This window comes from Streptomyces spongiae, assembly GCF_009377185.1.
Taxonomy (GTDB): domain Bacteria; phylum Actinomycetota; class Actinomycetes; order Streptomycetales; family Streptomycetaceae; genus Streptomyces; species Streptomyces spongiae.
The window spans coordinates 1-13,761 of sequence record NZ_VJZC01000248.1 but is presented as its reverse complement, the minus strand read 5'-3'; the positions used below and the strand labels follow the sequence as shown (position 1 = coordinate 13,761).

13 protein-coding genes and 2 pseudogenes are annotated in these 13,761 nt (G+C 70.2%); 9 read left to right on the top strand and 6 right to left on the bottom strand.

What is annotated here, in order from left to right:
* Nucleotides 1-275 precede the first annotated feature (275 nt).
* Nucleotides 276-1,079, bottom strand: coding sequence for a polyphosphate kinase 2 (gene ppk2 / locus FNH08_RS27995; RefSeq protein WP_152774313.1), 804 nt, complete (start codon nt 1,077-1,079; stop codon nt 276-278).
* Nucleotides 1,080-1,263: 184 nt separating this feature from the next.
* Here ppk2 and FNH08_RS27990 point away from each other — a divergent pair, with 184 nt between their 5' ends.
* The 3 genes from FNH08_RS27990 to FNH08_RS27980 all read left to right on the top strand — a co-directional run bounded on the left by FNH08_RS27990 (nt 1,264) and on the right by FNH08_RS27980 (nt 4,128).
* Nucleotides 1,264-2,277: a 2-hydroxyacid dehydrogenase gene (locus FNH08_RS27990; RefSeq protein WP_322725566.1), complete on the top strand. Its 1,014-nt coding sequence runs from the start codon at nt 1,264-1,266 to the stop codon at nt 2,275-2,277.
* Between the two features lie 78 nt (nt 2,278-2,355).
* Nucleotides 2,356-3,426 carry a zinc-binding dehydrogenase gene (locus FNH08_RS27985; protein WP_152774311.1) on the top strand — a complete coding sequence of 357 codons (1,071 nt, stop codon included), beginning with the start codon at nt 2,356-2,358 and terminating at the stop codon, nt 3,424-3,426.
* An 18-nt stretch (nt 3,427-3,444) separates the two neighbouring features.
* Nucleotides 3,445-4,128 carry a helix-turn-helix domain-containing protein gene (locus FNH08_RS27980; RefSeq protein ID WP_152774310.1) on the top strand — a complete coding sequence of 228 codons (684 nt, stop codon included), beginning with the start codon at nt 3,445-3,447 and terminating at the stop codon, nt 4,126-4,128.
* A gap of 67 nt (nt 4,129-4,195) precedes the next feature.
* On the opposite strand, the gene FNH08_RS27975 is transcribed toward FNH08_RS27980, so the two are convergent.
* On the bottom strand, nt 4,196-4,774 hold the full coding sequence (locus tag FNH08_RS27975) for a hypothetical protein (protein ID WP_152774309.1): 579 nt from the start codon (nt 4,772-4,774) through the stop codon (nt 4,196-4,198).
* Between the two features lie 154 nt (nt 4,775-4,928).
* Between FNH08_RS27975 and FNH08_RS27970 the strand changes: the two genes are divergently transcribed.
* Nucleotides 4,929-6,152, top strand: a complete 1,224-nt coding sequence (locus FNH08_RS27970) for an MFS transporter (RefSeq protein WP_152774308.1) — start codon at nt 4,929-4,931, stop codon at nt 6,150-6,152.
* A gap of 155 nt (nt 6,153-6,307) precedes the next feature.
* Nucleotides 6,308-6,710: pseudogene (locus tag FNH08_RS27965) on the top strand (TauD/TfdA dioxygenase family protein); the annotation flags it as partial.
* Between the two features lie 283 nt (nt 6,711-6,993).
* Here the strand turns inward: FNH08_RS27965 and FNH08_RS27960 are convergent.
* Nucleotides 6,994-8,255, bottom strand: a pseudogene (locus FNH08_RS27960) (ATP-binding cassette domain-containing protein); the annotation flags it as partial.
* 712 nt (nt 8,256-8,967) lie between these two features.
* On the opposite strand from FNH08_RS27960, the gene FNH08_RS27955 reads away from it, so the two are divergent.
* Nucleotides 8,968-9,870: a carbon-nitrogen hydrolase family protein gene (locus FNH08_RS27955; RefSeq protein WP_228034394.1), complete on the top strand. Its 903-nt coding sequence runs from the start codon at nt 8,968-8,970 to the stop codon at nt 9,868-9,870.
* 303 nt (nt 9,871-10,173) lie between these two features.
* Here FNH08_RS27955 and FNH08_RS27950 read toward each other — a convergent pair whose 3' ends face one another.
* The 3 genes from FNH08_RS27950 to FNH08_RS27945 form a co-directional block, all read right to left on the bottom strand.
* A complete protein-coding gene (locus tag FNH08_RS27950; RefSeq protein WP_152774306.1) occupies nt 10,174-10,377 on the bottom strand; it encodes a hypothetical protein in 204 nt (67 codons plus the stop codon).
* Entirely contained in the window at nt 10,374-10,514 is a 141-nt protein-coding gene (locus FNH08_RS50960) for a hypothetical protein (protein ID WP_194238637.1), read from the bottom strand. The genes FNH08_RS27950 and FNH08_RS50960 overlap by 4 nt, the downstream gene beginning before the upstream one ends.
* A gap of 235 nt (nt 10,515-10,749) precedes the next feature.
* A complete protein-coding gene (locus FNH08_RS27945) occupies nt 10,750-11,358 on the bottom strand; it encodes a TetR/AcrR family transcriptional regulator (protein ID WP_152774305.1) in 609 nt (202 codons plus the stop codon).
* A 69-nt stretch (nt 11,359-11,427) separates the two neighbouring features.
* On the opposite strand from FNH08_RS27945, the gene FNH08_RS27940 reads away from it, so the two are divergent.
* The 3 genes from FNH08_RS27940 to FNH08_RS27930 all read left to right on the top strand — a co-directional run.
* Nucleotides 11,428-12,366: a DMT family transporter gene (locus FNH08_RS27940; RefSeq protein ID WP_322725563.1), complete on the top strand. Its 939-nt coding sequence runs from the start codon at nt 11,428-11,430 to the stop codon at nt 12,364-12,366.
* A gap of 18 nt (nt 12,367-12,384) precedes the next feature.
* On the top strand, nt 12,385-12,585 hold the full coding sequence (locus FNH08_RS27935) for a hypothetical protein (protein ID WP_152774304.1): 201 nt from the start codon (nt 12,385-12,387) through the stop codon (nt 12,583-12,585).
* 149 nt (nt 12,586-12,734) lie between these two features.
* The coding region (locus FNH08_RS27930; RefSeq protein ID WP_322725561.1) for a LacI family DNA-binding transcriptional regulator at nt 12,735-13,761 on the top strand (1,027 nt) is incomplete at its 3' end.

The following is a 13,761-nucleotide window of genomic DNA, read 5'->3' as shown; positions in this document are numbered from 1 at the left end:
CCCCGGCGGGCCTGCCGCCGTCCGACCCCCCCGGCGGGCCTGCCGCCCTCCGGCCGGACCACAGGGTCGACCGGCCCGGGCCGGGGACCGTACGACCCGAGCGGGGGACACCTACGGCCCGGGCCGGGGACCGTACGACCCGAGCGGGGGACACCTACGGCCCAGGCCGGGGACCGTACGACCCGAGCGGGGGACCCTACGGCCCGGGCCGGGGACCCTACGGCCCGAGCGGGGGACCGTACGGCCCCCGCCGGGTCGCGTCGCTCACACGGTGCTCAGAGGCTCGCCGCGTGATCGGGCACGTACGTCTGCAGATCGCGCGGGGTGCGTTCATAGCCGGTCGACGGCGGGCGCGGCGGCAGTTCGAGCACGGTCGGCGGCATCTCGCGGTAGGGCACGGTGCTCAGCAGGTGCGCGATCATGTTCAGCCGGGCCCGCCGCTTGTTGTCGCTCTCGACGACGTACCAGGGCGCCTCGGCGAGGTCCGTGTGCACCAGCATCTCGTCCTTGGCCCGGGAGTACGCCTCCCAGCGCGTGATCGACTCCAGGTCCATGGGCGAGAGCTTCCAGTTCCTCGTCGGATCCTCCAGACGCCGCCGGAACCGCTCCTGCTGTACGTCGTCACTCACCGAGAACCAGTACTTGCGCAGCAGGACCCCGTCCTCCACCAGCATCCGCTCGAAGATCGGGCACTGGCGCAGGAACAGCTGGTGCTCCTCCTTGGTACAGAAGCCCATCACGTGCTCGACCCCGGCGCGGTTGTACCAGCTGCGGTCGAACAGCACGATCTCCCCGCCGGCAGGCAGCTGCTCGACGTACCGCTGGAAGTACCACTGGGTGCGTTCCCGCTCGGTCGGCTTGGGCAGGGCCACGGTCCGGGCCACCCGCGGATTGAGGTGCTCGGCGACCCGCTTGATGGTGCCGCCCTTGCCCGCCGCGTCCCGCCCCTCGAAGACGACGACGAGCCGGGCTTCCTCCGCCCGCACCCACTCCTGCAGCTTCACCAGCTCCGTCTGCAGGCGCAGCAGTTCACGCTCGTACAGCTTGCGCGGCACCTTCGCCGCCTCGTTGCCGGCCATGCCGCCTCCACCGCTCGATGACCCGACGGAACCATCACGTGCAGGGTCGAACACCTGAACAGCACCGTACTGACCTGCGACGCCCCGCGCACCGCGGCAGCGCGCCTCGCCCCTGCCGTCCTACGGTGGAGAGGTGACCCCCGCTCCAAGGGACTCCAAGGGATTCCAAGGGAGGAGAGCACACGTGGAGATCGTCGCGTACGGCGTCCTGAAGGACGAGGAGCCACTGCTGCGGACGGCGTTCCACCAGGTGTTCGCAGACCGCCACGGGCTGCGCTGCCTGGGGCTGTTCCTGAACCAGGACACCGCACCGACCGCCGAAGGCCACGAGGTCGTGCTCTGCGGGGTCAACGACACCCTGGACGCGGAGGTCCTGCGCACGCTCGCCGCGGGCGGCACGCGGATGCTCGCCCAGCGGGCCACCGGTTTCAACAACATCGACCTGACGGTGGCCGAGGAACTGGGGCTGACGGTGGCCCGGGTGTCGTCCTACTCGCCCTACTCCGTCGCCGAGTTCGCCTGGGCCCTGGCGCTCGCCGTCGACCGCCGCATCGTCCGGGCCGCCCACCGGACCCGGGAGTTCGACTTCCGGCTCGACGGACTGATGGGCCGGGACCTGCACGGCCGGACGGCGGGGGTGGTGGGCACCGGCAGGATCGGAACCGCGTTCGCCCGGATCGCCCACGGCTTCGGCATGCGGCTGCTGGGCTGGGACATCGCCGAGAACCCCGAATGCCTGGCGCTCGGCATGCGGTACGTCGAGCACGAGTGGCTGCTCGCCGAGGCGGACCTGGTCAGTCTGCACGTACCGCTCCTGTCGAACACCCACCACCTGGTGGACGCCGAAGCCCTGGCGCTGATGAAGGACGACGCGATCCTGATCAACTCCAGCCGCGGCGGCCTGGTCGACACCGACGCCCTGCTGGAGACGCTGCGCGCGGGACGGCTGGGCGGCGTCGGCCTGGACGTGTACGAGGAGGAGGCCGGACTGTTCTTCCTCGACAAGTCCCTGGAGGTGATGACCGACGAACGCCTCGCCCGGCTGATGACCTTCAACAACGTGCTGGTCACCTCGCACCAGGCGTACTTCACCCGGGACGCCGTCGAGCAGATCGTCGAGACCACCGCCCGCAACGTCGAGGACTACATCGCCGGCCGCACCGGCGACAACACCCTCGTCCGGCCCACGCCGGCCTGATCACGGGCCCCAGGCGAACCTCCCCGGATCCGGTCACTATGGAGGTGAGGAACAGCCCCGAGGAAGGTGGGGATCGTCATGAAGGGCTTCGTCTTCCACGGTCCGGGGCAGTCCGCCTGGCAGGACGTTCCGGATCCCGCGGTCAAGGAGGCCACCGACGCGATCGTGCGCGTCGACGCCGTCACCATCTGCGGCACGGACCTGCACATCCTCAAGGGCCACGTACCCGAGGTCCGCCCCGGCACGGTCCTGGGGCACGAGGCGGTCGGCGAGATCGTCGAAACGGGCCGCGACGTGCACACCGTACGGCCGGGGGACCGGGTCCTGGTCTCCTGCATCACCGCCTGCGGTCGCTGCCGCTTCTGCTGGGAGCGGACGTACGGCCAGTGCCACGGCGGCGGGGGCTGGATCCTCGGCCACGTGATCGACGGGACGCAGGCCGAGTACGTCCGCGTGCCCTACGCCGACATGTCCGTCCACACCCTGCCCGGTGCCCTGGACAGCAGGGACGCCGTGCTGCTGGCGGACATCTTCCCCACCGGCTACGAGGTGGGCGTGCTCAACGGGCGGGTGCAGCCCGGAGACACCGTCGCCGTCGTCGGGGCCGGCCCTGTCGGACTGGCCGCGACCGCCACCGCCCAGCTGTACGCGCCGGAACGCGTCATCGCCGTCGATCTGGCCGCCGCCCGGCTGGACGCGGCGAAGCGGCTCGGTGCCGACGCCGTGGCCGACGCCCACGAGGGCCCCGAGCAACTGGTCGAGGACCTCACCGACGGGCTGGGCGCCGACGTGGTCATCGAGGCGGTCGGCGCGCCGGAGACCTTCGAGCTGTGCACACGCATGGTGCGGCCCGGCGGGCACGTGGCCAACGTCGGTGTGCACGGCGGTCCCGCGACCCTGCACCTCGAGGACCTGTGGATGAGGAACGTGACCATCACCACGGGCCTGGTCGACACCTACTCCACGCCCACCCTGCTGCGGATGGCGGCCGCCGGCCGGCTGCCCACCTCGTCGCTGGTCACCCACAGCTTCCCGCTGGACCAGATGGAGGAGGCGTACGACATCTTCGCCCGCGCCGCCGACACCGGCGCGCTCAAGGTGGTGCTCGGCGAGCCGCAGCACGACGTCGTCGCCGTCCGGGCGGCCTGACAGGAGGGAGTGGGGGCCATGACCGACCAGGCACCCCCGCACGCGCGGGACACGGCCGAGGGACCGTCCCCGGGTGATCTCGGGCGACGCCTCGCCGCACGGCGCGCCGAACTCGGTCTGACCCGGAGACAGACGGCCGTCCGGGCGGGCATCGCACCCAGCTACCTCCGCTACCTGGAGGAATACCCCGGCGCAGCCCCCGACGCGGGCGCCCTGCTCAGGCTGGCGGGAGTCCTGGAAACCACCGTGACGGAGCTCGCGGGCGGCCACGCGGGACTTCCGCCCGGTCCCGGACGGGCTGCCCGAGAACCGGAGTTCACCGATCTGAGTACTGAGGAGTGCCGGGTTCTGCTCGGCACCCACGGCGTGGGCAGACTCGCGGTGACCACTTCCTCGGGACCGGTCATCGTCCCCGTCAACTACAGCGTCGTCGAAGGCGCCATCGTCTTCCGGACCGCTCCCGGAACAACACCCTCCCTGGCGGCGGACCACCAGGTCGCCTTCGAGATCGACCGCATCGACGACGCGTTCAGCCAGGGCTGGAGCGTGCTCGTGCGGGGGCGGGCGCGGACCGTCACCGATCCCGACGCCGTGCGCCTGCTCACTGACCGGGCGCACAGCACACCCTGGGCGGGCGGAGGGCGAGAGCTGTGGATCGGCATCGATCCGCTCGTCATCACCGGACGCCGGATCACGGTCTGAGGGTGGCCGCCTGACGCGGGCCGCTGTCCGGCGTCCCGCCGCTCCCACCAGCCTCCCCGCACATCTGTCACAACGCTTTGCGGAACGTGATGCCGAGGTGCTGGAAGAGCCCGTCGCGCTGCTCGGCCGTGGCCAGGACCATGACGTCGTCGCCCCCCAGGGGGTCCTGCGGGTGACGGTCGACGCAGCGGAAGGACCTGGGGTCGTCGTCGGGGCTGAGCGCTTCGATGGCGGCATGGGCCGCGCCCATGTCCAGGTAGTCGTTCGACTCCTGCTCCACTTGGACGGAGAGCTCCTTGCCGTTGCGCTCGAAGTACAGCGTCCCGCGGCCGTCGTCCTCGTCGTCCTCGTCTTCCTTGTCGAAGCGGAAGTTCGCGACGGTGACCTTTCCTCCGGTGAGGGCCGCTGCTTCTCCCAGGAGCCATTCGTAGTGCTCGTCGGCGAAGTCGACGTCATCGGCGTGGATGTTGACGGCCACGCCGAAGGATTCGAGGGCGCACGCTATGTGATGCTGCGGTCGGAGTTCTTCGTGCGCGAGGGCACCGAACCTGTCCACGACGCTTTGGGCTTTCTCCTGGGTGACCATGCCGAGTTCGGTGAGGACTTCAGCAACCCGTACGTAGGTGATCGATCGAGATGTCGCCATGGCCTCATCCTGGCAGCCGGAGGGATGACCGACGCCGAGTGGGGCCCGCCACCGGCGGCCGCGACATACGCCCGTACGAATTCGCACTCGTGATGGCATAGTTGGGTCCGGTGCCGTACCCCGTGACTAGTTGGGCGCGATCGGAGAGCGACGTATGCCGGGTGGACTCATCGCACTGGCACTCGGCGGGTTCGGCATAGGTCTGACCGAGTTCCTGATCGCCGGGCTGCTGCCGCAGGTGGCGTCGAGTTTCTCGGTGTCCGAAGCGGCGGCCGGCTGGCTGATCTCCGGGTACGCGTTGAGTGTCGCGATCGGTGCCATCGCGCTCACCGCGGCGACGGCACGGCTGCCCCGCAAGGCGATCCTGGTCGGCCTGGTGGCCCTGTTCGTCATCGGCAACCTGTTGTCCGCAGTCGCGTCGAACTATCCGGTGATGATGCTCGGGCGGATCGTCGCGGCGTTGTGCCACGGCTCGTTCTTCGGTATCGGCTCGCTGGTCGCCCGCAGCCTGGTCGCGCCGGAGAAGAAGTCCCAAGCGGTGGCGGTCATGTTCGCCGGGCTCACGCTCGCGAACGTGCTGGGCGTGCCGTTTGGCGCGCTGGTCGGAGAACGCTGGGGCTGGAGAGCGGCCTTCTGGGCGGTCACCGGAATCGGCGTGCTCGCGCTGGCGGGAATCGTCGCACTCGTCCCCGGCTGGGCGGGTGAGGCTCGGCCGACGCCAGGGGCGGGCCGCTCCGAACCGACACCGCCCCGTGGCCTGCGGGCACAGTTTCGCGCGTTCCGGTCCTGGCAGGTCTGGCTGACCCTGACGGCCACCGCGCTCTCCTACGGCGGGATGTTCGGTGCGTTCAGCTACATCGCCTACACGTTCACCGAGGTCAGCGGCTTCTCCTCAGGGGATGTCGCCTGGTTGCTGATGGTCTACGGCGTCGGCCTGGTCGTGGGGAACCTGATCGGCGGGCGAGCGGCCGACCGCGACCGTGACCGTGCCCTGGTCCTCGCGCTGCTCGGACTGACCATCACCCTGGCCGTGTTCGGGCTGCTGGCCGGCAGCGCCACCGCGTCGGTGATACTCGTGTTTCTGATGGGGGTGACCGGGTTCGCCAGTGTGCCCGGCATGATCACTCGCGTCACCGACTTCGCCCACGGGGCGGCACTGGCCGCCAGCGCCAACGTGTCCGCGTCCAACATCGGCAACGCCCTCGGCGCCTGGCTCGGGGGCCTGGCCATCACCGCGGGCCTCGGCTACACCGCGCCGCTCTACGTCGGCGCCGGCATCGCCCTGACCTCCGTCGTCGTCATGGTCGTGGCCGCACGCCAGGCCAGGTCCCCCGCGCGGCTCGCCGAGTGGCGGCGCTCACGGGAGGCGGTGGACTGACGGGCGTCCGGCACGGGTAACACCTCTCTTGCACATCACATGCGACAACGCTCATGGCGCAATAGAGGGGTAGGGCATGGCGACCCGACGGATGGCAGGCGAAGCGGGCCTCGCGCAGGGCGTCCCAGCCCGCGTCGTAGTGGCCCCGATGGCGGGCCACATCCTCCGGTTCGGCCTGGAGCGGGGACTACGACTACGCGGCCGTACGCCCCGAGGCGGCCACCGCCGAGATCAAGCAGTTCCGCACGGTGTTCACCTCTACCTAGCTCCGCACCGAGCACCCGGTGGGGTGTGTCCACCCTGAGACCGGCGAACGCGCCCTGCCGGCAGTGGCGCGCCCGCGACGTCGCCCTCTGGGACAACCGGGCCACCCAGCAGTACGGCGTTGACGACTCCGACACCCACACCCGCACTCTGCGCCGCATGACCATCGACGGCGACATCCCGGTCGGCGGGGGCGGCCGCCGCTCCACTCTCCTGGAGCCCACGTCGGTGCCCGACCCGGCGTACGGCATCGCCTCCGGCGCTTCCACCGATGGCGCGCTCGCCGAAGCCTGACAGGACGCGTGCAGGGGCCTGCTGTGCGGTTCGGGCCCCCGGGAGGCAAGGCGACGTCGATGGAGCCCGCCTGAAAGGCTGACGAGGGACTGGCAGCGGTCACGACGCCCCCCGGACGCCGCACCGGAAGCCGCTCGGAGAGCCGGCGAGCGGCTGAGGGGCCAGGTCGGAGGGCGGGCGAGGACCAGGGTCCCGCCCCCGCTCCCGCCCCGAACCGGCCAAGACCAGTCGTGGCTGCCCGGGCCACGTCGGGGGCAGCGACGGCGGACACGCACCGGGCAGGCTAGCGGGCACCCACCCGGAGTCCCCCGCCGTCGCTGCTTCTGCGAGCCTCACGGCGTCGGGCGGCCTCCACCGGGTCGAGCACCGGGACGGCTGCCAGCAATGCCTTGGTGTAGGGGGCCCGGGGGGCGTCGTAGACCGTGTCCGCCGGGCCCTCCTCGACGACGGTGCCCTGGCGCATGACCACCACCCGGTCGCTGGCCTGTCTCACCACCGCGAGGTCGTGGGAGATCAGCACCAGGGCCAGCCCCAGGTCACGTTGGAGCTGCGCGAGGAGGTCCAGGACCTGGGCCTGGGTGGTGACGTCGAGTGCGGAGACCGGTTCGTCGCACACGATGAGCCTGGGTTCGGGCGCGAGCGCCCGGGCGATGCCGACACGCTGGCGCTGACCGCCGCTGAGCTCGTGCGGATAGCGGTGGTACCACCGCGGGTCGAGACCGACGCGCTCCAGGAGTTCCCTCGCCCGCCGGGTGATCTCCGCGTCGGTGAGCGTTCCGGCGGCCCGCAGCGGGTCGGCGACGGACTCGCCGATGCTGCGGCGCGGGTTGAGCGAGGAGACCGGGTCCTGGAACACCATCTGCAGGTCGCTGCGGATACCGGTCAGCTCGCGCCCCCGGTAGTGGACGGAGCCACCACTCGGCTCCAGCAGGCGCACCAGCATCCGGCCCAGGGTTGTCTTGCCGCTGCCCGACTCACCGACGATGCCGAGGCTCTCGCCCTGCGCCACGGTCAGCGACACCCGGCCACCGCGATGCTGCGGTCCTTCCTGCGCCCGAACTCCCTACGCACGTCCACCGCTTCCAGCAGCACGTCTCCGCCGGATGCGGACGCGGACGCGGACGCGGATGCGGATGCGGAAGGGGCAGCGGCTGCGGGGGTGACTGCGGCACGCCGGGTCTCCACCCGGGGTGCGGCGGCCAACAGTTCGCGGGTGTACGGCTGCTGCGGGTCACTGAGGACCGTGGCGACCGGGCCGCGCTCGACGGCGCGCCCGCCCTTCATGACCAGCATGTCCTCCACGCTGCCCGCCACCACCCCCAGGTCGTGGGAGACCAGGACCAGACCCAGGCCCGTCTCCGCGCGCAGGTCGTGCAGCAGGTCGAGGATCTGGGCCTGGACCGTCACGTCCAGTGCGGTGGTCGGCTCGTCGGCCACCAGGAACCGCGGTTCGCAGGCGAGCGCCATCGCGATCAGAGGGCGCTGCCGCATACCGCCGCTGAACTCGTGCGGCCGGGACCGGGAGCGGCGTGCCGCATCAGGGATGCGGGAACAGCCGGCTTCGGGCGCCGAGCTGCGCGAGACCGCACCGACGACTCGGGAGGAGTGGTCGTGCCGGAACGGGCTCGGTGGAGTGACTGTGGGGAGGCGGGCAGCGCCCCTTCGAGCCCGGGGGCTCAGCGACAGTCGACGTCGGACACCGCGTGCGCGTGCACACCGATGAGCACCAGGCGGAACCCGGCGCTTTCGGAGGGGCGGTGAGTTGACATGGCCAGAAGACTTGTCGATCACGCCGTGCGGGGCAACACGGTATGCGAGACAAGATTTCCCACATATGGACAATCGCGTCCCGTCCGGCGGTCACACTCGTGGTCGCCCGGGGCGAACTCGTACGGCGGTCCAGGTGCGATGCACCTGCGGCACCTGCACGTTTCCGAGGTGCGCTGGACGTGTTGAAGGATGTTGACGGAGCTCGCGAGCGACGGCATGATGACCGACTGCGTGGCCTACGCCGAACCTCCTGCGACCGTCCCCAGCGCGGTCTCCCGTCGGAGGCAAAGGGACCAGCGTCTCAGGCCGTTGTTGCAGCCCGATCGCCTCGGGCGAGGTTGCTGGGGAGCCGTCGCTCAAGGCGTGGAAGGCCGCGATGACAGCCCGTAGGAACTTCAAGCGCCAGGTGCGTGCCCGCGCCGCCAAGACCGGTGAGTCCTACACGTCCGCCCTGCGGCACTTCCGTCCGACTCCATCAGGAGACGTCATGTCGGAAGCAAGGAATCCCAAGAGTGTGCGGCTTGCCGTAGCGCAGACTCCTGTACGCGATGACCCCCGAGACGTTGAAGCGCTGCGCGAAAGTGGGCGTGAGGTCCGTGCTCTGATGCGCGAGGCCAGTGTTCAGGGAGCGAGGATCGTGCACTTTCCGGAAGGCGCGATCTGTTTTCCCAGCAAGTTCGTCATGTCCGTCGACGGCCCGGACGCGGTCGGCCCGGCGGACTGGGACCGGTGCCAGTGGCCGGTGCTCCAATCGGAGTTGGCCGCGATCGCCGAGCTGGCCCGCGAGTTGCGGCTGTGGACGGTGATTGCATCGGTGCACCGCCTGACCGAGCCGAACCGCCCGCACAACAGCCTCTACCTCGTCTCTGATCGCGGCGCCGTCGTCACGCGCTACGACGAGCGCCTGCTGTCGAAGACGAAGGTCTCGTACATGTACTCGCCGGGCGTCTCACCGGTGACCTTCGAGATCGACGGCGTGCGCTTCGGCTGCCTGCTGGGCATGGAGATCCACTACCCGGAGTTGTGGGCGGAGTACGAGAAGCTGGATGTCGACTGCGTCCTGTTCTCCACAAGCGGCACCCCGGGTAACATCGGCGCCCAAGCTCAAGGCCACGCCGCGGTCAACAGCTACTGGGTCAGCTTGTCAGTGCCGGCACAGCACAGCGCCACGGCACCGTCCGGGATCGTCGCTCCCAATGGCCACTGGCTTGCGCGGTGCCCCGCGGACGACTCGCCATCGGTAGCCGTCGTGAACCTCGACGACAGTTCCGAGGCCGCTGCCGATGCAGTGACCTACGGGCGCCCCTGGCGTCGTGAGGCACGCGCGGGCATCTACACCGAGCACCAGGTGATCGACCCGCGCAGCGAAGACCGGACGGCGGCCTTCTAGCTCAGAAGCAGAACCCGAGGGGTTCGCGCGCACGGGACGGCTCCGGGCGCCGCGAACACCTCGGTTTCGGTCGGTCCCTCACCTTGGCGAAACGGCTGACGAGCGGAAGGCACCTGATATACGGGCTTATGCCCTGCCGCTCCTGTGGGAAAGGCGCTTGCGCCGGGAGCGTGCGGACTACCGATGCACGATCAGCCAGTTGATGGCGCAGGCGACCGTTCTCCACCGTGGTTTGGTGCAGAGCGCCCACCAGTGTCTCGGTGTCGGCCTTGAGCTGGGCGATTTTCTCCGCGTCGGCGGCCCCTAGCTCCTTGAGTCGGCGGACCTGCTTGCGCAGAACTCGTTCTTCGAGCCGGTGTGCCGATGGGTGAGTGCGCTACGTGGGACACCGGCTTCGACCGCGAGGGCGACGATTGTGAGGGCGCCGTTGGAGTGCTCTGGCCGGCCGCTGAGGATGCGGTCCATGGCGGCGCGGATGCGCTGGCGCTCATCGGGGGCGGGGCTCATGAGGTCGGCTTCTGAGCGTGGAGGCGGTTGTGATGGTGCCGGTCGGCCAAGGCACGCAGCTGTTCGGCGCGCTGGGACAGCCGGTCGGCGAGCGGGTCGGGGAGCGCCTCGGAGGCGGCCTGATTCTCCAAGCTCATTGCCTGCCGTAGGAGTTGGTCGGTCTGATGGTCGCTGCGCGCGACGTTTGCGCAGGACGGCTGGCATTGGTCCAGCCCCGGGGTGTCGGAGACGTTCAGGCGGTGGCAGAGCGCCCGGTCGCGGTTGTAGACGCACATCAGGAACGCTTGCGGGTTACTGGCGGGAGGGGGTTGTTCCGACTGTGCGCTCTTCCTCCTCTTTCCGGCTCGCAGAAGCGATCTTTTGGGTGTCGCCTCACCGCTTCGCTGCGGAGTTCTCAGCGGCGGCAAGGAGAGTTTGCGCCTGTTCGCGGGCATGACTGATGGGGTCCGCGAAGATGTTCAGGCCGTGGGCGACGAGCGCTCCTTCGTGAAGCAGCATGAGTGTCTGGCTCAGATGGCCGGCCCCGTCCGGGGTGATGTCCCCGGCGAGGTCCGTGAACAGGGTGAGCATCCACTGCTTCTGCCCGGTGATGATCGGGTAGGCCGGGTGGGACGGATCGCTGATCTCGGCGTGAGCGTTGACCATGCTGCACCCCTTGGAACTGTTCTTCGCCGACCACGCGCGTGAGGCATCGAAGACGGCCAGGACGCGCGCCGCCGACGTCGGCTGAGCGGTGTCGAGGCGCTGGGCGAGGAAGGCCCGCCAGCGTTCATCACGATCCGCGAGGTACTCCACGACGATCTGCTCCTTGGAACCGAACCGGTCGTAGAGGGTCTTCTTCGTCACCCCGGCCTCGGCGGCGATCAGGTCCACCCCGACGGCATGGATGCCGCGCTCGTAGAACAGCCTCGCGGCGGCCTCCAGGACGCGCCGTGCGGCAAGGGTCATCGTGATCCGTCGCGGCCTCTCGGTAGTGCCCATACCTCAAAAGTATACCGGTCTGTATAGTGAGCCGATGAGTATACCGATCTGTTTAGTGGAGGGTGAGGCGTGAATTTCCTGCTCTCGATCGCCTTCGTGATCTGCTGGAGTTCCGGGTTCATCGGAGCCAAGCTCGGCGCGGGCAGTGCATCCGCGGTCACGATCCTGATGTGGCGGTTCCTGCCGCTGGCCGTCATCCTGATCGTCATTGCCACCGCCTCCAGAACGTCGTGGCGGGGCCTCGCAGTGCGGGATGTGGCCCGGCAGGCCATGATCGGCGTGCTGTCGCAGAGTGGCTATCTGCTCACCGTCTACTACGCGATCCAACTCGGGGTCTCCAGCGGCACCACAGCTCTGATCGACGGCGTCCAGCCCCTCGTCGCCGGAGCACTTGCCGGACCGTTGTTGCGTCAATACGTCTCACGCAGGCAGTGGCTCGGCCTGTGCCTGGGGGTGAGCGGCGTCGCCATCGTCACCATGGCCGATGCCGCGGTCGGCACCGGTGCGGCCTGGTGGGCCTATCTCATCCCCTTCCTCGGCATGTTCTCGCTGGTAGCGGCCACGTTCCTCGAAAGCCGCTCCCGCGTACGGGTCGAGCCCGCAGTGTCGCTGACGGTCCACTGCGCCACCAGTGCCGTCATCTTCACGGCACTCGCCGTGAGCGCCGGAGCCGCGGGGCCGCCCGCTGAGCTCTCGTTCTGGGCCGCGATCACCTGGCTCGTAGCCTTGTCGACCTTCGGAGGATACGGGCTGTACTGGCTCATCCTGAGGCGCTCTGGAGTTACCAAGGTCAACACGCTCATGTTCCTCATGGCCCCGGTCACAGCAGTCTGGGGAGCCCTCATGTTCGGCGAAACGTTCGGTCCGCAGACCGCTTTCGGCCTGGCCGTCGGCCTCGCAGCAGTCGTCATCGTCCATCGCGGTGACATCTCATCCACCAGGGTGTGCGCGCGGGATACGGACACGGGCGAGGCCGCGAGGTATTCGGCCCAGTCGCGTCGGGCGTAGGCGACCCAGCGGAGCGCGGTGCGGCGGTGCATCCCGGTCACGTGGGCACGCGCGCACCGGGTCGTCGAGAACACCGTCCACCGGACGAAGGACGTCACCTTCAGCGAGGGCACCGGTCAGGTCCGCCACCACAGCCCGGTCGTCCGTCGTGAGCGGCTCGCGCGGTCCGGCCGGCGCTGGCCTCCACCGGGCCGGTGGGTCGGCATCGCCGGCGGATGAGCGGGTGACGTGCTTACGCCCCGTCCGAAGCGGTCCCCGCCCTCCGGGGAATCCGGTGATCACATCGGAGGGCCGTGTGCCGTGGCGCCCCCCGCGGATAGGGTGGACGGTGATCGACAGGGACGGGCTGGGCGAGGGCGGCGGACGGCGTGGGCGGTGCCGAGGAGAGCAGGAGCACGGGCACCGGGCGCCCGACGTCACGGGACGTCGCCCGGCTCGCCGGCGTGTCGCACACCGCGGTGTCCTTCGTGTTCAACGGCCGAGCCGAGGGCAACCTCTCGCCCGCCACCCAGGAACGCATCCGGCAGGCCGCGGCCCAGCTGGGCTACCGCCCCGACCCGGTGGCCCGCGGTCTGCGCCGTCGCCGTACGGCCGTGATCGGGCTGGTCACCGATGAGATCGCGTCCTCGCCGTTCGCCGGCCGGCTGCTGCGCGGCGCCATGGAGACCGCCTGGGGCAGCGACCATCTCGTCCTCACCGTCGACTCCGGCGGTGACCCGGTCAAGGAGGACGCGGCCGTCGCGGAACTGCTCGACCGGCGCGTGGACGGCATCATCTACGCGGCCATGTCACTGCGCCGGGTCCGCGTCCCCGAGGGCCTGCACCGCACCCACTCCGTGCTGGCCAACTGCCTGCCCGAGGACGACTCCCTGCCCGCCGTGGTGCCTGCCGAACGCGCCGGTGGCCGTACCGCGGCCCGGCTGCTGCTCGGTGCGGGCCACCGCCGGCTCGCCGTGATCGGCGGTCTGGACGACATCGCCTCGGTGGAACGTACCCGCGGCTTCCGGGACGCGCTGCGCGCCGAGGGCGTCACCGTGCCCGAGGAGTGGATCGTGCGCGGCGGCGGGGAGATCTCCGCGGGATACGCGGGGGCGCTGCGCCTGCTCGACGGGGTCGAGCCGCGCCGTCGCCCCACTGGCGTCCTGTGCTACAACGACCGGGTCGCGGCGGGTGTCCTGCACGCCGCGACCCGGCTCGGGATCGACGTGCCCGCCGATCTGTCCGTGGTCGGTTACGACGACCAGGAGCACATGGCCGCGTTCCTCACACCGCCGCTCACCTCGGTCGCGCTGCCGCACCGGGCGATGGGCGAGGCGGCGGCCCGGCTGCTCCTGGACGCCATCGAAGCCGGCCGTACGCCGCCCGCGACCGTCCGGCGCCTGCCCTGCCCTGTGG

What these genes read in the sequence shown, in the direction of transcription:
- FNH08_RS27955 (WP_228034394.1), top strand. Translation starts at nt 8,968, where the DNA reads ATGTCGGAAGCAAGGAATCCCAAGAGTGTGCGGCTTGCCGTAGCGCAG.
- FNH08_RS50960 (WP_194238637.1), bottom strand. Translation starts at nt 10,514, where the DNA reads ATGAGCTTGGAGAATCAGGCCGCCTCCGAGGCGCTCCCCGACCCGCTC.
- FNH08_RS27985 (WP_152774311.1), top strand. Translation starts at nt 2,356, where the DNA reads ATGAAGGGCTTCGTCTTCCACGGTCCGGGGCAGTCCGCCTGGCAGGAC.
- FNH08_RS27950 (WP_152774306.1), bottom strand. Translation starts at nt 10,377, where the DNA reads ATGAGCCCCGCCCCCGATGAGCGCCAGCGCATCCGCGCCGCCATGGAC.
- FNH08_RS27980 (WP_152774310.1), top strand. Translation starts at nt 3,445, where the DNA reads ATGACCGACCAGGCACCCCCGCACGCGCGGGACACGGCCGAGGGACCG.
- ppk2 (WP_152774313.1), bottom strand. Translation starts at nt 1,079, where the DNA reads ATGGCCGGCAACGAGGCGGCGAAGGTGCCGCGCAAGCTGTACGAGCGT.
- FNH08_RS27975 (WP_152774309.1), bottom strand. Translation starts at nt 4,774, where the DNA reads ATGGCGACATCTCGATCGATCACCTACGTACGGGTTGCTGAAGTCCTC.
- FNH08_RS27945 (WP_152774305.1), bottom strand. Translation starts at nt 11,358, where the DNA reads ATGGGCACTACCGAGAGGCCGCGACGGATCACGATGACCCTTGCCGCA.
- FNH08_RS27970 (WP_152774308.1), top strand. Translation starts at nt 4,929, where the DNA reads ATGCCGGGTGGACTCATCGCACTGGCACTCGGCGGGTTCGGCATAGGT.